This window comes from Streptomyces sp. NPDC051738, assembly GCF_044453205.1.
Classification (GTDB): domain Bacteria; phylum Actinomycetota; class Actinomycetes; order Streptomycetales; family Streptomycetaceae; genus Streptomyces.
Genome location: NZ_JBITCM010000002.1, coordinates 198,138 through 217,332 on the forward strand (window position 1 = coordinate 198,138; position 19,195 = coordinate 217,332).

Sequence of the window (19,195 nt, forward strand, 5' to 3'; positions counted from 1 at the left end):
CGGATCGACTCCCCCGGATTCCGGCGGGAGGGTCTGTGACGAACTCGTTGCGACCGCACGGCCACAACAGAGCGCCACTCCCCCCGGCACAGTCGCCGGCGGACGGAGTGCCGAGTCCGCGCTCGCCGCAGAACCGGCAGGCTCAGGCCGACAACAGACCCGCGTCCAGCGGTGCCAAGCAGCGCGACGCGTTCTTCGACAACGCCAAGTACCTGGCGATCGTCCTCGTCGCCATAGGACACGCCTGGGAGCCGATCAAGGGCGACAGTCGGATCCTGGAGGCCGTGTACACCGTCGTGTACACCTTCCACATGCCGGCGTTCATCATCATCTCCGGCTTCTTCTCCCGCAGTTTCGACGCGAGCCCCAGCCGGCTCAAGCGGCTGATCGCCGGCGTCGCCGTGCCGTACATCGTCTTCGAGACGGCCTATCCGCTCTTCAAGCGCTGGATCGACGAGGACCCGACCCAGGAGATCAGCCTCCTGGACCCCTGGTACCTGACCTGGTTCCTGTGCGCGCTGTTCATCTGGCGGATGACCACCCCCATCTGGAAGATGGTGCGCTGGCCGCTGCCGCTCGCGCTCGGCCTCGCCATGATGGCGACGGTCACCCCCGAGATCGGCGACGACCTGGACCTTCAGCGGGTCCTTCAGTTCCTGCCGTACTTCGTGCTGGGTCTGATCATGAAGCCCGAGCACTTCCACATGGTGCGCACGCGCACGGTGCGGATCCTGTCCGTGCCGGTGTTCGCGGTGGCGCTGGTCTTCGCCTGGTGGGCGGTGCCGCGCATGAACACCGCGTGGTTCTACCACCGGGACGCGGCTCAGGAGCTGGCCGCGCCGTGGTGGAGCGGGCCGGTGATGGTGCTGGCGATGTTCGGCTGCTCGCTGCTGCTGACGGCCTGCTTCTTCGCCTGGGTGCCGCGGCGCCACATGTGGTTCACGGCGCTCGGTGCGGGCACGCTGTACGGCTATCTGCTGCACGGCTTCGTCGTGAAGGCCGGTGACTACCAGGGCTGGTTCGACCATGCCTGGCTGCAGCGGCCGCTCGGTGAGATCTTCGTCAGCGTTGTCGCGGCGATCGGTGTCACATTGCTGTGCACCAGGCCGGTGCAGCGGGTGTTCCGGTTCTCGATGGAGCCCAAGATGGAGTGGGCGTTCAAGCGGGATGCGGCGGAGGTGGCTCGGGCGCGTGAGAAGCGTGAGGGGTCGGGCGCGGGTTCGGGCTCGGGCTCGGACGCGCGCGAGAAGGTCAATGCCTGAGTCTGCGCTGTAACTTCACAACGAGGGCCCTCACGACGAGGAGCCTCGATCGTCGACCAGACCGAGAAGTGCGTGCATCCGTGCGTACTTCTCGGTCAGTCGTTTTCGGGTCGGTTCGTCCAGGGCCGCGAGGCGGTTCGGGTCCGCGTTGTGCGCCAGGTCCGCCTGTTTCACCAGTAGTGCGCCGGGGGTGGCGAGGATGCGGGCCGCGTAGGTCTCGGGGGGTTCTCCGGGGCGCTTGGTGAGCGCGCGCACGATGGCCTTCGTACGGGGGCTCAGTGCGGCCTCTTCGAGCCAATGGTCGGACAGGGCGTCGTCCTCTACGGCGTCGTGCAGCCAGGCTGCGGCGATCTGGGCGTCGTCGCCGGCGTGGGCGCGGACGCCCTCGGCGACGGCCCTCAGGTGCTCGGCGTAGGGGCGGCCGGCCTTGTCGGTCTGGGGCGCGTGGGCGGCTCGGGCGATGGCCTCGACGGCGGCCAGGGACAGGTGGGGTCGGGGAGTCTCGGTCACCGGTCCAGTGTCTCGCCCCCGCCGCCCCTACCCGTCCCGTCCTCCAGCGGCTCTGCCCCTTCGACCCCGGGGCCCTTCTGGGGGCTCCGCCCCCAGACCCCCGTTTCGGCCCCTAAAGGGCCTCGTCCTCAAACGCCGGACGGGCTGAAAATACCGGCCCGCGTCGACAGGTGACCGCCGCTCGCGGGTGGGTGGGGGTTGGGGACGGAGTCCCCCTCGGGTGGGTGGGGGATCGGGACCGCGCGACCTCGTCCTCACACGCCGGGCGGGCTGAAATGCGCGGGCCCGCGTCGAGAAAGTGCCGTCGCTCCACCACCACGCCCCCTGCGGGTGGGTGGGGGCTAGGGACGGAGTCCCCCTCGGGTGGGTGGAGGATCGGGACCGAGTCCCTCTCGGGTGGGTGGAGGATCGGGACCGCGCGACCTCGTCCTCACACGCCGGGCGGGCTGAAATGCGCGGGCCCGCGTCGAGAAAGTGCAGTCGCTCCACCACGACACCCCCTGCGGGTGGGTGGGGGCTAGGGACGGAGTCCCTCTCGGGTGGGTGAGGGATCGGGACCGAGTCCCCCTCGGGTGGGTGGAGGATCGGGACGGTACGACCAGGGCCTCCAACACCGGGCAGGCTGGAATGCCTGCGCCAGCGTTGAGAGGTGGCGGTCGCTTGCGGGAGGGCTGGGTTGATCGGACCGGGGCTGTGGAGTGCCGTGAGTGGGGCTGGGGGCGTCAGCGTGGTGTTGGCTGGGGAGTTGGGCCTTCGCGGGAGATCAGCAGGAGGGCTCGGTCGTCGTTGACGTCCTTTGCCACTGCCTCGATGAGGTGCCAGGCGGCGCCGTGGAAGCCGCCGGCGACGTAGCGGTCGGCCTCGCCCGTGAGGCGGTCTATGCCCTCGACGATGTCGCGGTCGGAGGTTTCCACGAGGCCGTCTGTGAAGAGCATCAGGACGTCGCCGGGGCGGAGTGAGCCCTTGACCGGGTCGAACTGGGCGCCGTCGTAGACGCCCAGGAGGGGGCCTTCGGCGGCCTTCTCCTCCCAGCGGCCGCTGCCCGCGCTCAGTTGCAGGCCCGGGGGGTGGCCCGCCGAGTACAGCTCGTAGTCGCCCGAGTCGAGGTCCAGGACCAGGTGGATCGAGGTCGCGAAGCCCTCGTCCCAGTCCTGGCGGAGCAGGTAGCCGTTGGCGGCGGGGAGGAACGCGTGTGGGGGCAGGCTGCCCAGGAGGCCGCCGAAGGCTCCGGACAGGAGGAGGGCGCGCGAGGCCGCGTCCATGCCCTTGCCCGAGACGTCCGTGAGGACCACCTCCAGCGTGCGGCCGCCGTTCGTGCGGGCCGCGACCACGAAGTCGCCGGAGAAGGACTGACCGCCCGCCGGGCGCAGGGCCATCTCGCGATGCCAACCGTGGGGCAGCTGTGGGAGCTTGCTCTGGACTCGGATGCGTTCGCGCAGGTCGAAGAGCATCGTGCCGCCGCGCCGCCAGGGCACGCCCACCCGGCTGCGGAACTGGGCGATGAGCAAGCCGAAGAAGCCGCACGCCGCCACGACGAGGACGATGCCCGGAGTGACGCGGGACGGGCCCTCCGTGTACGGGCCCAGCTGCACCGACTCCACGATCAGCGCGGTGGCCGCCGCCGCGTACAGGCCCAGCAGGCTCGCCGGGCGCAGCAGCAGGCCGCCCGCGACGATCGGCAGGACCAGTGCGGCCGGGGAGAACCACACCGGGTTGGCCATCGTCACGGCGCAGATCAGAGGGACTGTGAGGAGCAGGCCGGCCAGTGCGATCCAGTCCGAGCCGTCGCCGCGGAAGTAGTCCACGGCGCTTCTGCGCACGCCGACACGGGCCCGGTGCCACTGCATCTTCACCCGGGCCGTGAACGTCTCGGCCACCGTGCGCCGCTCTCGTCCTGCTGCCATTAGTTCGGGACCCTATCCATCGGACCTGCTGCTTGGCACGGGAGGTCCCACTTGTCCCCCGTCCGAGGTTCAACTTCACAGTGAACTTCACGGAAAGCGCTCTCGCCGCCGCCAACGAGAAATTCCCTCGCTCGTCCCGCAATGCCCTGGTAGGCATGATTCATGGCGAATGACAGTGCGAGTGAGACCGGCCGTCCCGAGCTGCGGGTGCTGCGGCAGGACGAGTGGAACATCTGGTACGACGCCCTCATCCGCTCCTTCGGCGGGGTCCCGGAGGCGGCCGAGGAGCGGGAGTTGTGGAACTCCCTCACCGAGCTCGACCGTTCCTTCGGCGCCTGGGACGGCGACGTGTGCGTGGGGACGGCGGGCGCGTTCAGTTTCCGGCTCACCGTGCCCGGTGGCGCTCCGGTGCCCGCCGCCGGCGTGACCATGGTCAGCGTCGCCGCCACGCATCGTCGGCGCGGCGTCCTGACGTCGATGATGCGGCGGCAGCTGGACGACGTCAGGGAATGGGGCTGGCCGCTGGCCGTCCTGACCGCCTCCGAGCCGGAGATCTACGGCCGGTTCGGCTACGGCGTCGGCAGCTTCCAGGTGAGCACCGAGATCGACACGACCCGCGTCCGGCTGTCCGTGCCGCCCGGCACCGATGACGTACGGCTGCGCTACGCCGTACCCGCCGACGTCCTCGACGTCTGCGAGGCCGTGTACGCGCGCAAGGTGGCCGACCGGCCCGGAATGCTCGCCCGGCTGCCCGGCTGGGAGCGGCTCGGGGTACTCGACCCGGAGAGCGAGCGGGAGGGGGCGTCGCCGCTGCAGTGCGTGCTGGCGGAGCGGGACGGCGAGGTGGTCGGGTACGCGCGCTTCCACGTCAAGCCGGACTGGGACCGCAGCGGGCCCAAGGGCGCCGTGCAGCTGCGGGACGTACAGGCCCTCGACCCGGCGGCGCAGGCGGCGCTGTGGCGGTTCCTGTTCGGCATCGACCTGACGTCCACGGTGAAGGCGTACGCGCGGCCTGTGGACGAGGCGTGGCAGCACCAGGTCTCCGACATTCGGCGGTGTGCGGTGCGGGTGCGGGACGCGTTGCATGTGCGGTTGGTGGATGTCGGGGCGGCGCTTCAGGCGCGGACGTATCAGGCGCCGGTGGATGTGGTGTTCGAGGTGGAGGACGCCTTCTGCCCGTGGAACGCGGGGCGTTGGCGGCTGTCCGGGGATGCCAAGGGTGCGTCGTGCGAGCGTACGACGGACGCGGCCGATCTCGCCCTGTCCGTACGGGAGTTGGGGGCGGCCTATCTCGGTGGCGTGAGTCTTGCGGCGCTGGGTTCGGCCGGGCGGGTGCGGGAGATTCGGCAGGGGGCGTTGGCGGAGGCGTCGGTGGGGTTCGCGTCCGCCGTGGCGCCTTGGTTGCCGCACGGGTTCTGACGCGTGGGTCGACGCCCGGGCGGCTCGGCTACGGGGTCTGGCAGTCCGGGCACCAGAAGAGGTTGCGGGCGGCCAGGTCGGCGGTGCGGATCTCGGCGCCGCAGAGGTGGCAGGGGAGGTTGGCCCGGCGGTAGACGTAGACCTCGCCGCCGTGGTCGTCGACGCGGGGTGGGCGGCCCATCGCCTCCGGGGTGTGCTCGGGGCGGACGGTGTCGATGCGGTTGTTGCGGACGCCCTCGTGCATGAGCTCGACCAGGTCCGTCCAGATGGTGTCCCACTGGGCGGGGGTGATGTCCTTGCCCGCGCGGTACGGGTCGATGCGGTGCCGGAAGAGGACCTCGGCGCGGTAGACGTTGCCCACGCCCGCGATGACCTTCTGGTCCATGAGCAGGGCCGCGATGGTCGTACGGCTGCGGGAGACGCGCTGGAAGGCGGTGTGCGGGTCGGCGTCGGCGCGGAGGGGGTCGGGGCCGAGGCGGTCGTGTATCGCCTCTTTCTCGGTGTGCGTGATGAGGGCGCAGGTGGTGGGGCCGCGGAGGTCGACGTATGCGGTGCTGTTCGCGAGGCGGAGGCGGACGGTTTCCGTGGGTGGGGGTGCGGGGGTGGCGCCGAAGTTGACCTTGCCGAAGAGGCCGAGGTGGATGTGGATCCAGTCGGCGTCTCGGAAGCCGAGGAAGAGGTGTTTGCCGTGGGCCTCGGTGTGGGTGAGTTCCGCGCCGGTGAGGAGTGCTGCGGCGTCTGAGAACTTGCCCTGGGGGCTGGTGATGTTCGGGGTCGTGCCGAGGAATGCGGCGGCGTAGTCCTGGGCCAGCCGGTGGATGGTGTGCCCCTCAGGCACGGTGGCTCCTTTTTTGTCTGCGGGTGGGTGGGCGGCGGTCAGGTTTTCGCCCCCGCCGCCCCTACCCGTCCCGTCCTCCAGGGGCTGCCGCCCCTTTGACCCCACCTTCTGGGGGCTGCCGCCCCCAGACCCCCGCTTTCGGCCCTGAAGGGGCCTCGTCCTCAAACGCCGGACGGGCTGAAAGTGCCTGGGCCCGGCGCCGAGAAGGTGGCGCCCGCCTCACCAAGCGCCCCCTGCGGGTGGGTGGGGGATCGGGACGGCGGGGCCTCGTCCTCATGTGCCGGACGCCAACGAAGCCAGGGACGGAGTCCCCTCCTGAAGCTACTGCTGCGGGTGGTGCGGCGGGATCGGGGGCAGGTCGCCCGTCGTCTCGTAGTCGGCCAGCATCGTGATGCGGCGGGTGTGGCGGTCGTCGCCCGAGTACGGGGTGCCCAGGAAGGTCTCGACGAACTTCGTCGCCTCCTCCTGCGTGTGCATGCGCGCGCCCACCGCGACGACGTTGGCGTTGTTGTGCTGGCGGCCCAGCGCCGCCGTCTCCTCGCTCCAGGCCAGTGCCGCGCGGACGCCCTTGACCTTGTTCGCGGCGATCTGCTCGCCGTTGCCGGAGCCGCCGATCACGATGCCGAGGGAGTCGGGGTCCGCGACCGTCCGCTCCGCCGCGCGGAGGCAGAAGGGCGGGTAGTCGTCCTGGGCGTCGTAGATGTGGGGGCCGCAGTCGACCGGGTCGTGACCGGCCGCTTTGAGCCACTCGACGAGGTGGTTCTTGAGTTCGAAGCCCGCATGGTCGGAGCCGAGATACACGCGCATGGAACGAGTGTGACACGGGTGTTTCGGGGCAGCAGCGCCGGGTGTCGATCGCGTCAACTGTGACGCACGCCATGGAAGCTCAAGAAAACCTCAAGTAACAATCCCGAATCAAAGGTTCCAGAATTCGTTCTCCTCCGATTCACTGGGCCGACTCGTACATCACACCAATACCGCTCGTACGAGAACCGCTCCCCACGGCGCAAAGGAAATCCGTTCCATGACTTCGCAGCCGCCCCAGACCCAGAAGACGGCCGGCTCGTCCGGTTCGGCCGGACCCGCTCCCGGCGGGCATGGCCTGCAGGCCGGGCTCAAGAACCGGCATCTGTCCATGATCGCCATCGGCGGTGTCATCGGCGCCGGACTCTTCGTCGGGTCCAGCTCCGGTATCGCCACCGCCGGCCCCGGCATCCTCCTCTCCTACGCCCTCGTCGGCACGCTCGTGGTGCTGGTGATGCGGATGCTGGGTGAGATGTCCGCGGCCAACCCGACGTCCGGGTCGTTCTCCGCCCACGCCGACCGGGCGCTCGGGCGCTGGGCCGGCTTCTCCATCGGCTGGCTCTACTGGTTCTTCTGGGTCGTCGTGCTGGCGGTCGAGGCGACCGCCGGTGCGGTGATCCTGGAGGGCTGGATCCCGGCCGTACCGCAGTGGGGCTGGGCCCTGATCGTGATGGTGGTGCTGACCGCCACCAACCTCGTCTCCGTCGGCTCCTACGGCGAGTTCGAGTTCTGGTTCGCCGGGATCAAGGTCGTCGCGATCGCCGCGTTCATCGTCATCGGCGGGCTGGCCGTGTTCGGCCTGCTGCCGGGCGTCGACAGCGACCAGGCCGGGCTCAGCAACCTCACCGAGCACGGTGGCTTCCTGCCCAACGGTGCCGGCGCCATCCTGACCGGTGTGCTGCTGGTCGTCTTCTCCTTCATGGGCAGCGAGATCGCCACCCTTGCCGCCGGTGAGTCCGAGAACCCGCAGCAGGCCGTCACCAAGGCCACCAACAGCATCATCTGGCGAGTGGCCGTCTTCTACCTCGGCTCGATCTTCGTCGTGGTGGCCCTGCTGCCCTGGGACAGCAAGGCGATCGCCAAGGACGGCTCGTACGTCGCCGCCCTCGACTCGCTCGGCATCCCGCACGCCGGTCAGATCATGAACTTCATCGTGCTGACCTCGGTGCTGTCCTGTCTCAACTCCGGCCTCTACACCGCCTCCCGCATGGCCTTCTCCCTCGGCCAGCGCGGTGACGCCCCGAAGGCCTTCGGCCGCACGACCGGCAACGGCGTGCCTCGTACGGCGATCCTGGCCTCCGTCGTCTTCGGATTCGTGGCGGTGTTCTTCAACTACGCCTACCCGGACTCCGTCTTCCTCTTCCTCGTCAACTCCTCCGGCGCGGTCGCCCTGTTCGTCTGGCTGGTCATCTGCTTCTCGCAGCTGCGCATGCGCAAGATCATCCAGCGCGAGTCGCCGGAGAAGCTCGTCGTGAAGATGTGGCTGTACCCGTACCTGACCTGGGCGACGGCCGCGCTGATCGTCTTCGTCCTCGGCTACATGCTCACCGACACCGAACACGACGGCCGCAAGACGGTGCTGCTGTCGCTCCTCGTGGCGGCGCTCGTCCTGGTGACCGCCTTCGTGAAGGAGAAGGTCGGCCGTGGGCGCGCGGCGGGTGTCGAGGTGGCCGCCTCGGCCGAGCCTCGCGACGAGGTCAAGACCGGCTGAGACCGGCCAGTGCCTGTGGAGGGGCGGTGGGGTGCGTATGGCGCCCCGCCGCCCCTCCCTTTTGTCTCTCACATTTGTCTCTCACAGCACCGTGAAGCCGTCTCTCACCTTCTCGTAGGTCTTCAGGGCCTCGGCCTCGATGTCCGGCTGGTACCACGTGTTGATCTGGTACGACTTGCCGTCCACGGTGAAGCCCAGCAGCCGGGCGTGCCAAGGGGCGCCCTGGAGCGTGAAGGTGTACTCCCAGACGACCGCCGGGTACCCGCGGAACGTCGTCCGCTCCAGACGGATCTTGCGGTACTGCTGCCCCTGCTGGGCGTCCTTCTCCGACTTCTGCCAGGAGTCCATCAGGTCGTCGCGGGCCAGGGACGACTTCGCGGCGAGTTCCTGTTTGGCGTCCGGTGACGTGTAGTGCACCTCCGACCCCGTCTTGACGTCCCGTTGCCAGCCCTCGGGCGGCACCCACGCGAACCCGCCCGCCTCCCGGCGCGCCCCGGGCGGCAGGCTCTGCGGCCTCGACGTGCCCTCGACCGTGGACGAGGGGTCGGCGGAGGGGGTGGACGCGGCCGAGGCGGACGGTGACGAGCCGGCCTCCTTGCCCTCCGGCGACCCGGAGTCGGTCGCCAGGACGACCGCGACGAGGGCGCTCGCGGCGACGACACCCACGGCGACGGCGATACGCCCCGTACGGCGCCGCCCGCGCCGGGGTTCCGCCGGGACCGGGGGGCCGGGGAGCTCGCCGGGCGGCATCGGGGTGTACGGCCGTGCGGCGCCGGGCGACACGAGTTCCGGCTCCGGGGCCCGTCGTTCGGTCACCGCTTCGGCGCGGGAGAGGCTGACGCCGGCGCGGCGGGGAGGTGTGGAGGGGAGTTCGGCGGAAGCGGAGGGGGAGGGGGTGCCCGAGGAAGGGGTGACGGAGGGGGAGGTGGCGACTGGGGTCGGGTTGGTGATCGAGGGGCGTGGCGGTATCGCGTCGTGTATGGCGTCGTCCGGCTGGCGGGGGTCGCGCGGGGTGAGAGCGGGGGGCTGCTGCAGGAGGGCGGGGGTGGGTGTCTCCCTTGGGAGCTGGAGTTCGGGGGTGGGGGCGGCCGTTGTTGCGGGATCCGGGGTCGGCTCGGCTTTGTGGAGGGGGCTCGCGGTCGGCTCGGGCTCGGGCGTCGGCACCGGTTCGGGCCGCGATTCGAGCCGTGGCTCGGGATCCCGTTCCTCCACCGCCCTCCGGAGTTCCCCAACCGCTCCCCCGGCCACCGGCATCGTGGGCGTAGGCGTGAGCGGGGGCGCCGACGTCGGCGCCGGAAACGCCACCCCCTCCAGGGCCGTCTCCAAGTCGTCCAGGCCGGGGCGGCTCGACGGGTCCTTCTCCAGGAGGGCGGCCAGGATGTCCCGCAACGGGCCTGCCGTCGGCGGGAGTTCGGGTTCCTCGTACAGGACCGCGTGCAGGGTTGCCAGCGTCGTGTCGCGGGAGAACGGGGAGCGGCCGGCCAGGGCCGAGCTCAGCGTGGCGCCCAGGGACCAGATGTCGGACGGTGGGCCCTGGGGGCGGCCGGATATGCGCTCGGGGGCCATGTAGTCGGGCGAGCCGACCAGCATGCCGACCATGGTGAGGGCCTTCGCGTCCTGGATCGCCGCGATGCCGAAGTCCGTCAGGACCACCCGGCCCCGCACGTTCGTCCCCTCCGCCTCCGCCCTTGCCTCCACCAGGACGTTGCCCGGCTTGATGTCCCGGTGCAGGACACCGCGGGCGTGCACCTGACGCAGTGCCGCCACGAGGCCCATGCCGATCCGGGCCGTTTCGCGGGGGCCGAGGGGGCCCTCTTCCGCCATGGTCCGTTCCAGGGAGCGGCCGGCCACCAACTCCATGACGATCCACAGGCGTTCGCCCTCGTCGACCACGTCGTAGACCCGTACGACGTTGGGGTGGTCGATCCTCGCCGTCGCCCGCGCCTCGCGCAGGGTGCGTTCGCGGCGGGTGCGGGTGTCCTCCGGGTCGAGGCCGTCGATGCGCATTTCCTTGACGGCGACGAGACGGTCGAGTATTTCGTCGACGGCCCGCCACACGCGCCCCATTCCCCCCTGGCCGATACTCTCGACCAATCGGTAGCGCCCCGTCACCAGCAATCCCGGAAGCCCGCCGCTCCTCGTGTTTCCCGAATTCCCCGCGTTTCCCGTGTTTCCCGTGTTCTCCGTTTTTCCCGGCAATCCACTGCACCCCCCTCGAAGCCGCATCGGACTTCCGCCATTGAAACACAATGGTCACACTTCGCGCCGTACCAGCATAGTGCGGAGAAATCTTGTGGTAGCTCTTCAAGTACTGCGAATTCAGGCGCAGGCAAGGGGGGCGAACATGAGTTCTCGTCGCACGACGGCCATCGCGGGATCGCTGGTCGCGGCATCTTTCTCGGCAGTTCTGATCCTTTCCGCCACGGCCGGGGCCGATGACCAGGGGCCCGGGAGCAACAAGGGGGGAAAGGTCATCGACGAGGCGCCGGCAGGGGTGAAGCTGACCACTGAACTGCCCGAGAAAATCTCGGTGGACAACGGTTCACAGGAGACCGACATCACCGCCACGGTGAAGAACGAAGGGACCGAGGAAAGCGGAGAGATCAGGCTTTTGGTCGTCGGGTTCGACGGCCTCACGGTCAAGAATGTCGAGGGGTGTTCGGCGATCGAGGAAGGAGATCTGCCGGAGGGCTCGAACAGCGGTTTCAGCTGCCCCCTCGACAATCTGCCGGCCGGTGAATCGAAGTCGTACGCCGTCGACGCGACGTACGACCTGGGCAAGACCGGCAAGATCTGCCTGCCCGTCCAGACGAGCGACGGCAAGAAGACGTACTGGCAGCAGGGCCCGGTGCCGTTCGGTACGACGAACCCGTCGCCCGACGCCCCGGCCACCCCACTGCTCCTCGGCACCGACAACACGCCGGTCGCGCCCGGCGCCGACGAGTTGCCCAGGACCGGCCTCGGCCGTGACGTCCTGCCGCTGGGCGTGGCCGGCGCGACGCTGGTCGCGGCGGGTGCGGCCGGGCTGTGGTGGTCGCAGCGACGGCCGCGGCGGGCACGGGAGGGCTGAGACGCGACAAGAGGCTCGCCGGGCTGGTCGCAGCGCGACCCGGCGAGCCTCTTGAGTGTTCCGCGGGAACCGCGGCTACGGCGTCAGCGGTTGAGCAGCTTCCAGGTGGTGGGCAGGGCGCCCATCGCCAGGGCGGCCTTCAGGGCGTCGCCGATCAGGAACGGGGTGAGGCCGGCCGCGATGGCGGCGGTCGCCGACATGCCGGTGGCGAGGGCCAGGTAGGGGACGCCGACGGCGTAGATGATCGCCTCGCCCAGCAGCATCGCGCCCGCCGTGCGCAGCGCGGTGCGGTCGGCGCCGCGGCGGGCCAGGGCGCCGACGACGGTGGAGGCGAGGATCATGCCGAGGATGTAGCCGAAGGACGGGGCCGCGGCGCCGGAGGTGCCGTCCGCGAACCACGGCACGCCCGCGATGCCCGCCAGCGCGTACAGCGCGAGGGAGAGGAAGCCGCGTCCGGCGCCGAGGGCCGTGCCGACCAGCAGCACCGCGAGGGTCTGGCCGGTCACCGGCACCGGGGAGCCGGGCACGGGCACGGCGATCTGGGCGGCGAGGCCGGTGAACGCGGCGCCGCCGACGACGAGCGCGATGTCGCGGACTCGGGAGGCCGGGAGCAGGTCGACGAGGACCTGTCCGGTGCGGGCGGGGGCGGCGGCTGCCGTGCTCATGGGGACTCCGCGGGGTGAGGGCAGTACGGGACGCTGTGACGCTATCCCAGGGTGTTTCGGTCCCTCACCGTCAGTGGTCGACAAAGGGCGGTTCGCGGGCTTGGTGGGCTTCGGACAAAGGGTGGGCGTTACACCGGGTACGGGGTGACACCGGTCACTGAGGCAAGGACGTCCAGCTCACAAGCGTGTTGCCGGTGTGTGAAGAGGCGTCTCGCCCGTCGGTCGCCGTCTGGGCAGCGGTGGGCCGCTTTGCTAGCTTCGAGCGCATGGTCGCCCAGTCCCGGAACTTCTCGTCGCGTCGCCACGTCGACCTGCGACGCGTGGGCGCGGCCGCCTGTCGCCGTCCGGGGTGAGTCGGCCTCAGTACTCCGGTGCTTCGTACTCCGGTGCTTCGGTACGACTCGCCCGTCCCAGACGGCGCAGTTTCGGACCGGCCCCGAGGAAGTTCCCATGCCCCGTACCGCGGCAGCACCCACCCCTTCGCCTTCGCTCTCGTCTCCCATCCCCCGTATCGCCGACCGCGACCGGCGCCGGACCAGCGCCAGCGCCATCCTGCGGTCCGTGCTCGAACACGGGCCGGTCGCCCGCAGCACCATCGCCCGGCTGACCGGTCTGTCACCGGCGTCGGTGACCGACCACTGTGCCCGCCTCACCGGGCTCGGGCTCATCCGCGAGGCCGCCGCACCCCGGCAGGCCAAGGGCGGCGTCGGCAGACCGCATGTGCCGGTCGACCTGGACGCCTCGCGGTTCGTGGTGGGCGGGGTGCATGTGGCCGTGCCGTACACCACCGTGGCGCTGCTCGATCTGCGCGGACGGGTCGTCGCCGAGCGGGAGTTGAGGCACTCGGGGGCCATCGAGCCGTACGACGTCCTGGCCCGGGCCGCCGACGGGCTGGCCGCGCTGCTGGACGGGGCGCCGGGCTGTCGGCCGCTCGGCGTCGGGTTCGCCGCGGGCGGCTGGGTGGACCGGGACTCCGGGACCGTCGTCGCGCACCCGCTGCTGGGCTGGCGCGAGGTGCCCGTGCGGGAGGTGCTCGGCGCGCACACCGGGCTGCCGGTCCATGTGGACGGGCACGCGCGGGCTTTGGTGAACGCGGAGCGGCTGTTCGGGCGGGCCCGGGGCAGCGGGAGTGTGCTGCATCTGTTCGTCGGCAACGTGGTCGACGCGGCGTTCGCGACGCATGACGAGGTGCATCACGGTCCCCGCTCGCAGGCCGGCGCCATCGCCCATCTGCCGGTGCCGGGCGGCACGGAGACCTGCGACTGCGGGCGGGTCGGCTGTCTGCAGGTCGAGTTGAGCGAGCGGACGTTGTGCCGACGGGCGCGGGAGGCCGGGGTCGTCGACGGGGTGAACCCGACGCATGTCGTGCGTGCGGCGGCGGGCGGGGACCCGGTGGCCGTACGGCTGCTGACCGAGCGGGCGCGGATGACCGGGCGCGCGGTGGGGCTGCTGCTCGATGTGCTCAACCCGGAGACGGTCGTCGTCACCGAGCTCGGCGTGCTGAGCCGGCAGGACTGCCTGGACGCGCTGCGCGAAGGGGTGGGGAGCGAGCGGGCGGCGGCCGTCGCGCCGACCAGTTTCGCGGATTCCGTACTTGCCACGGCCGGTGGCTCGGTGGCTCTGGACGTGCTGTATCGGGATCCGTTGGGCGCGTCCTTCGAGCGTTCCACCTGAGGCTATTTAATTCAGAAACTCGGAATATTGACAGGGATCGCCGATGACCGGGAACATCCTGCTCATGAGCCTGTTCGTGAGCTGTCGCACCCTCTGTTGCTGACACACCGCCACGTGTGAAGCGCTCAATTCCTCCTGCGTGAATTTCCCCCGCCCCGGCTTTCTCCTGCCCGGAATTCCGCATGCATTCCCATCACTTTGGCTTACGGAGTCCTGCCATGCCGTCTCTGCCTGCCCCGGGCGTCGATCGCCGTCTCTTCCTGACCTCACTGCTCGGCGTCACCGCCGCGGCCGCCGGCCTCACCGGCTGCGCCGAAAGCAGCGCCGCCGACGCCGCCGAGGGCGCCTCCACCGCCCCGCTCGCCGCCAAGGTTCCCGCCGGGACCAGCCTGAAGATCGCCTCGTATCAGAACACCCAGCAACTCCAGTTCAGACTGGCCAAGTTGGGCGATCCGCCGTTCACCATCAGCAGTTGGCTGAACATCGGCGCCGGGCCCGATGTCATCAACGCCTTCCGCTCGGGCTCCCTGGACGTCGCCAACAACGCGGGCATTCCGCCGATCCAGGCGTACTACCAGGGCTTCGACGCGAAGATCGTCGCGATCAACATCACCCGTAAGCCCAACTACCTCTTCGCCACCAAGCCCGGCAGCGACATCCGGTCGGTCGCGGACTTCAAGGGCAAGCGGCTCGCCTTCTCGCAGGGCCAGGCGCAGGGCGTGGTCCTGCTGCGCGCGCTGAAGAAGGCCGGCCTGAAGTACGACGAGGTGGAGCTGGTCCCGCTGACCAGCAACCAGTTCCTGACCGCCCTGCAGTCCGGCCAGGTCGACATCGCCCCGCTCGCGAACCAGCAGGCGCCCGCCTATCTGGGGCCGTACGAGTCGAAGGGCGCCCGCGCCATCACCACCGACGTCGTCGACCTGCTCAACCTGCTCTGGGCGCCGGTCTCCGTGCTGAACGACCCCGCGAAGGCCGCCGCGGTCGCCGCGTACATCCCGTACTGGGCGAAGGGCCAGGTGTGGACGTACGAGAACCCCGACGCCTGGAACGAGGAGTTCTACGTCAAGACCCAGAACCTCACCCTCGCGCAGGCCGAGGCCATCACCGAGCTCGCCAACAAGCCGCTGTACCCGCCGAGTTGGGACGAGGCCATCAAGTGGGAGCAGGAGACCGCCGATCTGCTCGCGGAGGGCGGCTTCGTGAAGAAGTTCGACGTCAGCGAGCTCTTCGACCACCGCTTCGAAGGCATCGCGGCGAAGTCCGTACCCGCGGAATACCGGAGGTGACCACCGCCATGACCACCACGACCGTGAGTACCGCGGCACCCGTCGCGGAGCACGAGCCGGCGCCGGACCGTCGCGTCCGCCGGCGCCGCTCCCTCGCGCCCGGCAAACGCGTCCCCGCCGCCCGCCTCGCCGGGCCCGCCCTCGTCGTCGTCCTGTGGGCGGTCGCCTCCGCCGCCGGGGCACTGGACCCCGGCGCGATCCCGGCGCCCTGGACGGTGGTGGAGACCGGCGCCCATCTGTGGACCGACGGGACCCTACTGGGCGACATCCTGACCTCGCTGCAGCGCGCCGGCACCGGGTTCGTTCTCGGCCTCACCGCCGGGATCGCCCTCGCGCTGGCCTCCGGGCTCAGCCGGACCGGGGAGGCGCTGATCGACGGGACGGTGAACCTCAACCGGGCGATCCCGACCCTCGGTCTGATCCCGCTGTTCATCCTCTGGCTGGGCATCGGCGAGACCTTCAAGATCGCCATCATCGCGATCGTCGTCTACATCCCGATCTACCTCAACACGCACGCCGCGCTGTCCGGCATCGACAGCCGGTTCGTCGAACTCGCCGAGGTGCAGGGGCTGAACCGCGTCCAGTTCATCCGGCAGATCGTCATCCCCGGCGCGCTGCCCGGATTCTTCGTGGGACTCCGGCTCGGCGTCACCGGCTCCTGGCTGGGTCTGGTGGTGCTGGAGCAGATCAACGCCACCAGCGGGCTCGGCTACATGATGTTCCAGGCGCAGAACTACGGCCAGACGGACGTCATCCTCGTCGGCCTCGTCGTCTACGGCATCTTCGGCCTGATCTCCGACAGCACGGTCCGCATCATCGAACGGAGGGTGCTGTCGTGGCGCCGCACACTGAGCAGCTGACCCGTCCCGCCGTCCAGCTGAGGGGCCTGACCCGCTCCTTCGAGGGGCGTACGGTCCTCGACGGCATCGACCTCGACCTGCCCGCCGGTCAGTTCACCGCGCTGCTGGGCCACAGCGGCTCCGGCAAGAGCACCCTGCTGCGGGCCGTCGCGGGCCTCGACCACGAGGTGGCCGGCAGCGGGCAGCTCAGCGCGCCGGAGCGGGTGTCCGTGGTGTTCCAGGACTCGCGGTTGCTGCCGTGGCGGCGGGTGCTGGACAACGTACTCCTCGGTCTTGACGGCAAGGAGGCCGACAGGAAGGGGCGGGAGGCCCTCGAAGAGGTGGGGCTGAAGGGGCGTGAGCGGGCCTGGCCGAGCGAGTTGTCGGGGGGTGAGGCGCAGCGGGCGGCGCTGGCGCGGTCGCTGGTGCGGGAGCCTGAGCTGCTGCTGGCCGATGAGCCGTTCGGGGCGTTGGACGCGCTGACCCGCATCAGGATGCATGTCCTGCTCAGGGAGTTGTGGGAGCGGCATCGGCCTTCGGTGCTGCTGGTCACGCATGACGTGGACGAGGCGATCGTGCTGGCGGACCGGGTGCTGGTGCTGGAGGAGGGGCGGATCGGGCTCGACCTGGTCGTCGACCGGCCGCATCCGCGGTCGTACCGGGATCCGTTGCTCGGGGAGTACCGGGAGCGGTTGCTTGCCGCGCTGGGTGTGACCGAGGACGTCGGGTGACCGTCGGGTGGGTGGGGGTTCGGGACGGCCATGCGCTCGTCCTCGAACGCCGGACTGGCTGAAATGCCGGGACCGGCGCCAGAAAGTCACCGCCCCCGCACAGCCCACCCCAAGTCACCGCCCCCGCAATCCCCCTTTCTATCCAGATCAAGGGACCTCCATGCCCAGACAGCTCCACCTCAACGCCTTCCTCATGAACACCGGCCACCACGAGGCCTCCTGGCGGCTTCCCGAGAGTGACCCCTACGCGCATGTGGACCTGGCCCACTACGTCCACCTGGCCCGTATCGCCGAACGCGGGACCTTCGACTCGCTCTTCCTCGCCGACGGCCCCCAGCTGTGGAACAACCTCGCGCAGCGCCCCGCCGGTGCCCTTGAGCCGCTCACGCTGCTCACCGCGCTGGCGACGGCCACCGAGCACATCGGGCTGATCGCCACCGCGTCCACCTCCTACAACTCCCCCTACAACCTGGCCCGCAAGTTCGCCTCGCTGGACATCATCAGCGGCGGCCGGGCGGGCTGGAACATCGTCACCACCGCCGGTGCCGAGGCCGCCCGGAACTTCGGGCTTGACGCCGAGCCCGCGCACGCCGAGCGGTACGCCCGGGCCGGCGAGTTCCTGGACGTCGCCCTGAAGCTCTGGGACAGCTGGGAGGACGACGCGATCGTCGCCGACAAGGCGGCCGGTGTGTGGGGCGACGACGCCAAGATCCATCCGCCGCGGCACAGGGGGACGTACTTCAACGTCGAGGGCGCGCTCAACGTGCCGCGTACGCCGCAGGGTTACCCGCTGCTCGTGCAGGCCGGGTCGAGCGAGGACGGCAAGGACTTCGCCGCCCGGTACGCGGAGGCGGTGTTCACCGCGCAGCAGACGGTCGAGGACGCGCGGGCCTTCTACGCCGATCTCAAGGAACGTACGGCGGCTACCGGCCGCGACCCCGACCACATCAAGGTGCTACCCGGCATCGTCCCGGTGATCGGCTCGACGGAGGCCGAGGCGCTGGCGGCCGAGCAGGAGCTGGAGGACCACATCGTGTACGCGCACGGGGTGGGCCGGCTGGAGAGCCTGCTGCAACTGGCGCCTGGATCCCTGGAGTTGGACGCCGAGCTGCCCGCTTCCCTGCCCTCCGAGGATGCCATCGAGGGCGCCAAGAGCCGCTACACGCTTGTGGTGGAGCTGGCCCGGCGCGAGCGGCTCACCGTGCGGCAGCTCATCGGGCGGCTCGGCGGCGGCCGCGGTCACCTCACCTTCGCCGGTACGCCCGAGCAGGTCGCCGACGCCATCGAGACGTGGTTCACGCAGGGCGCCGCCGACGGGTTCAACATCATGCCGCCGGTGCTCCCGTCCGGCCTCGACGCCTTCGTCGACCACGTCGTCCCGATCCTGCGCGCCCGCGGCCTGCTCCGCGGTGAGTACGGCCCGCGGCAGACCCTGCGCGAGCGCTACGGCCTCCCGCGCCCCGCCAACCAGTACGTCAGCCCGTCCGCACCCGCCCTCGTCTGAAAGGACCGCACATGTCTCTCGACTCCCTCGACTCCCTCGACATCCAGAAGGTCACCGCCAACATCGGCGCCCGTGTCTTTGGCGTCGACATCTCCCAGCCCCTCGCCGAGGAGCAGGTCGCCGCCCTGCGCGAGGCCCTCAACGTCCACAAGGCCCTCGTCTTCGACGACGTGAACCTCGACGACGCGAGCCACCAGGCCTTCGCCCGCCACTTCGGCGACATCACCACCGCCCACCCGACCGTGTCCGCCGTCGACGGCGCCGCGAACGTCCTGCCCGTGGACAGCGAGCGCGGCCGGGCCAACCACTGGCACACCGACGTCACCTTCGTCCTCAACCCGCCGCAGGCCACCACCCTGCGCAGCATCACGATCCCGCCGTACGGCGGCGAGACCCTGATCGCCAGCTCGGCGGCCGCCTACCGCGACCTGCCCGAGCCGCTGCGGCAGCTGGCCGACACCCTGTGGGCCGAGCACACCAACGACTACGACTACGCGGTGCCGGACGAGGAGATCGACGCGGACAAGGCCGAGCAGCGCGCCGAGTTCACCTCGATCAAGTACCGCACGGCCCATCCGGTCGTCCGCGTCCATCCGCTCACCGGGGAGCGCGGGCTGTTCATCGGCGGGTTCGCCCAGCGGATCGTCGGCCTGTCGGTGGGCGAGTCGCGCAAGATCCTGGACCTGCTCCAGTCGTACGTCACCCGGCCCGAGAACGTCCTGCGCTGGCGCTGGTCCCCGAACCAGCTGGTCGTCTTCGACAACCGCATCACCCAGCACTACGCCATCGACAACTACGACGGCCTGCCGCGCCGCCTGCACCGGGTGACCGTCGCCGGTGACGTGCCGGTCGGCATCGAGGGCAAGGAGAGCTACTCGATCGAGGGGGACGCGTCGCACTACACACCCGTGGCCACCCCCGTCGCCGCGTGACCTGGGCGTCACGTACAGTGCGGCGAGTGTCCGCATAGTGGGCAGT

General features: G+C 70.4%; 16 protein-coding genes. 10 read left to right on the top strand and 6 right to left on the bottom strand.

Translation table 11 applies throughout. The annotated features are described in order from the left end of the window. The first annotated feature begins 35 nt into the window (after positions 1-35). On the top strand, positions 36-1,262 hold the full coding sequence (locus ACIA8X_RS05490; protein WP_393451428.1) for an acyltransferase family protein: 1,227 nt from the start codon (positions 36-38) through the stop codon (positions 1,260-1,262). A gap of 30 nt (positions 1,263-1,292) precedes the next feature. Here the strand turns inward: ACIA8X_RS05490 and ACIA8X_RS05495 are convergent, their stop codons facing one another. Together ACIA8X_RS05495 and ACIA8X_RS05500 are read right to left on the bottom strand one after the other, a co-directional pair. Further along, entirely contained in the window at positions 1,293-1,772 is a 480-nt protein-coding gene (locus ACIA8X_RS05495; protein WP_393451431.1) for an HD domain-containing protein, read from the bottom strand. Between the two features lie 722 nt (positions 1,773-2,494). After that, the gene (locus ACIA8X_RS05500) at positions 2,495-3,676 is read right to left on the bottom strand and encodes a PP2C family protein-serine/threonine phosphatase (protein ID WP_393451433.1); all 1,182 of its coding nucleotides are present in this window, start codon (positions 3,674-3,676) and stop codon (positions 2,495-2,497) included. Positions 3,677-3,838: 162 nt separating this feature from the next. On the opposite strand from ACIA8X_RS05500, the gene ACIA8X_RS05505 reads away from it, so the two are divergent. Continuing rightward, entirely contained in the window at positions 3,839-5,095 is a 1,257-nt protein-coding gene (locus tag ACIA8X_RS05505) for a GNAT family N-acetyltransferase (protein WP_399457824.1), read from the top strand. A gap of 28 nt (positions 5,096-5,123) precedes the next feature. Here the strand turns inward: ACIA8X_RS05505 and ACIA8X_RS05510 are convergent, their stop codons facing one another. Continuing rightward, on the bottom strand, positions 5,124-5,933 hold the full coding sequence (locus ACIA8X_RS05510) for an Fpg/Nei family DNA glycosylase (protein WP_393451439.1): 810 nt from the start codon (positions 5,931-5,933) through the stop codon (positions 5,124-5,126). A gap of 321 nt (positions 5,934-6,254) precedes the next feature. Beyond that, positions 6,255-6,740 (bottom strand): ribose-5-phosphate isomerase, encoded by a 486-nt coding sequence (locus ACIA8X_RS05515; protein ID WP_393451442.1) that lies wholly within the window; start codon positions 6,738-6,740, stop codon positions 6,255-6,257. Between the two features lie 217 nt (positions 6,741-6,957). Here ACIA8X_RS05515 and ACIA8X_RS05520 point away from each other — a divergent pair, with 217 nt between their 5' ends. After that, positions 6,958-8,448 (top strand): amino acid permease, encoded by a 1,491-nt coding sequence (locus ACIA8X_RS05520; RefSeq protein ID WP_393451445.1) that lies wholly within the window; start codon positions 6,958-6,960, stop codon positions 8,446-8,448. Positions 8,449-8,529: 81 nt separating this feature from the next. Here ACIA8X_RS05520 and ACIA8X_RS05525 read toward each other — a convergent pair whose 3' ends face one another. After that, entirely contained in the window at positions 8,530-10,515 is a 1,986-nt protein-coding gene (locus tag ACIA8X_RS05525) for a protein kinase (protein ID WP_399457825.1), read from the bottom strand. A gap of 277 nt (positions 10,516-10,792) precedes the next feature. On the opposite strand from ACIA8X_RS05525, the gene ACIA8X_RS05530 reads away from it, so the two are divergent. Further along, positions 10,793-11,518: a hypothetical protein gene (locus tag ACIA8X_RS05530; RefSeq protein ID WP_399457826.1), complete on the top strand. Its 726-nt coding sequence runs from the start codon at positions 10,793-10,795 to the stop codon at positions 11,516-11,518. A gap of 83 nt (positions 11,519-11,601) precedes the next feature. Here the strand turns inward: ACIA8X_RS05530 and ACIA8X_RS05535 are convergent, their stop codons facing one another. Next, positions 11,602-12,183: a biotin transporter BioY gene (locus ACIA8X_RS05535; RefSeq protein WP_399457827.1), complete on the bottom strand. Its 582-nt coding sequence runs from the start codon at positions 12,181-12,183 to the stop codon at positions 11,602-11,604. Positions 12,184-12,633: 450 nt separating this feature from the next. On the opposite strand from ACIA8X_RS05535, the gene ACIA8X_RS05540 reads away from it, so the two are divergent. From ACIA8X_RS05540 to ACIA8X_RS05565, 6 genes are all read left to right on the top strand, one after another. Beyond that, positions 12,634-13,857: an ROK family protein gene (locus tag ACIA8X_RS05540; protein WP_399457828.1), complete on the top strand. Its 1,224-nt coding sequence runs from the start codon at positions 12,634-12,636 to the stop codon at positions 13,855-13,857. A 218-nt stretch (positions 13,858-14,075) separates the two neighbouring features. Continuing rightward, a complete protein-coding gene (locus tag ACIA8X_RS05545; protein WP_393451457.1) occupies positions 14,076-15,143 on the top strand; it encodes an ABC transporter substrate-binding protein in 1,068 nt (355 codons plus the stop codon). An 8-nt stretch (positions 15,144-15,151) separates the two neighbouring features. Next, a complete protein-coding gene (locus tag ACIA8X_RS05550) occupies positions 15,152-16,003 on the top strand; it encodes an ABC transporter permease (protein WP_393451460.1) in 852 nt (283 codons plus the stop codon). Further along, a complete protein-coding gene (locus ACIA8X_RS05555; protein ID WP_393451462.1) occupies positions 15,979-16,713 on the top strand; it encodes an ABC transporter ATP-binding protein in 735 nt (244 codons plus the stop codon). The genes ACIA8X_RS05550 and ACIA8X_RS05555 overlap by 25 nt, the downstream gene beginning before the upstream one ends. Before the next feature lie 160 nt (positions 16,714-16,873). After that, positions 16,874-18,217 (top strand): LLM class flavin-dependent oxidoreductase, encoded by a 1,344-nt coding sequence (locus ACIA8X_RS05560; protein ID WP_393451465.1) that lies wholly within the window; start codon positions 16,874-16,876, stop codon positions 18,215-18,217. An 11-nt stretch (positions 18,218-18,228) separates the two neighbouring features. Then, complete coding sequence (locus tag ACIA8X_RS05565) at positions 18,229-19,149, top strand: TauD/TfdA dioxygenase family protein (RefSeq protein ID WP_399457829.1); 921 nt, start codon at positions 18,229-18,231, stop codon at positions 19,147-19,149. Positions 19,150-19,195: the final 46 nt, after the last annotated feature.

Coding starts and splice junctions, on each gene's coding strand:
- ACIA8X_RS05500 (WP_393451433.1), bottom strand. CDS start 3,676: ATGGCAGCAGGACGAGAGCGGCGCACGGTGGCCGAGACGTTCACGGCC.
- ACIA8X_RS05505 (WP_399457824.1), top strand. CDS start 3,839: ATGGCGAATGACAGTGCGAGTGAGACCGGCCGTCCCGAGCTGCGGGTG.
- ACIA8X_RS05515 (WP_393451442.1), bottom strand. CDS start 6,740: ATGCGCGTGTATCTCGGCTCCGACCATGCGGGCTTCGAACTCAAGAAC.
- ACIA8X_RS05520 (WP_393451445.1), top strand. CDS start 6,958: ATGACTTCGCAGCCGCCCCAGACCCAGAAGACGGCCGGCTCGTCCGGT.
- ACIA8X_RS05525 (WP_399457825.1), bottom strand. CDS start 10,515: ATGGGGCGCGTGTGGCGGGCCGTCGACGAAATACTCGACCGTCTCGTC.
- ACIA8X_RS05530 (WP_399457826.1), top strand. CDS start 10,793: ATGAGTTCTCGTCGCACGACGGCCATCGCGGGATCGCTGGTCGCGGCA.
- ACIA8X_RS05535 (WP_399457827.1), bottom strand. CDS start 12,183: ATGAGCACGGCAGCCGCCGCCCCCGCCCGCACCGGACAGGTCCTCGTC.
- ACIA8X_RS05540 (WP_399457828.1), top strand. CDS start 12,634: ATGCCCCGTACCGCGGCAGCACCCACCCCTTCGCCTTCGCTCTCGTCT.
- ACIA8X_RS05545 (WP_393451457.1), top strand. CDS start 14,076: ATGCCGTCTCTGCCTGCCCCGGGCGTCGATCGCCGTCTCTTCCTGACC.
- ACIA8X_RS05550 (WP_393451460.1), top strand. CDS start 15,152: ATGACCACCACGACCGTGAGTACCGCGGCACCCGTCGCGGAGCACGAG.
- ACIA8X_RS05560 (WP_393451465.1), top strand. CDS start 16,874: ATGCCCAGACAGCTCCACCTCAACGCCTTCCTCATGAACACCGGCCAC.
- ACIA8X_RS05565 (WP_399457829.1), top strand. CDS start 18,229: ATGTCTCTCGACTCCCTCGACTCCCTCGACATCCAGAAGGTCACCGCC.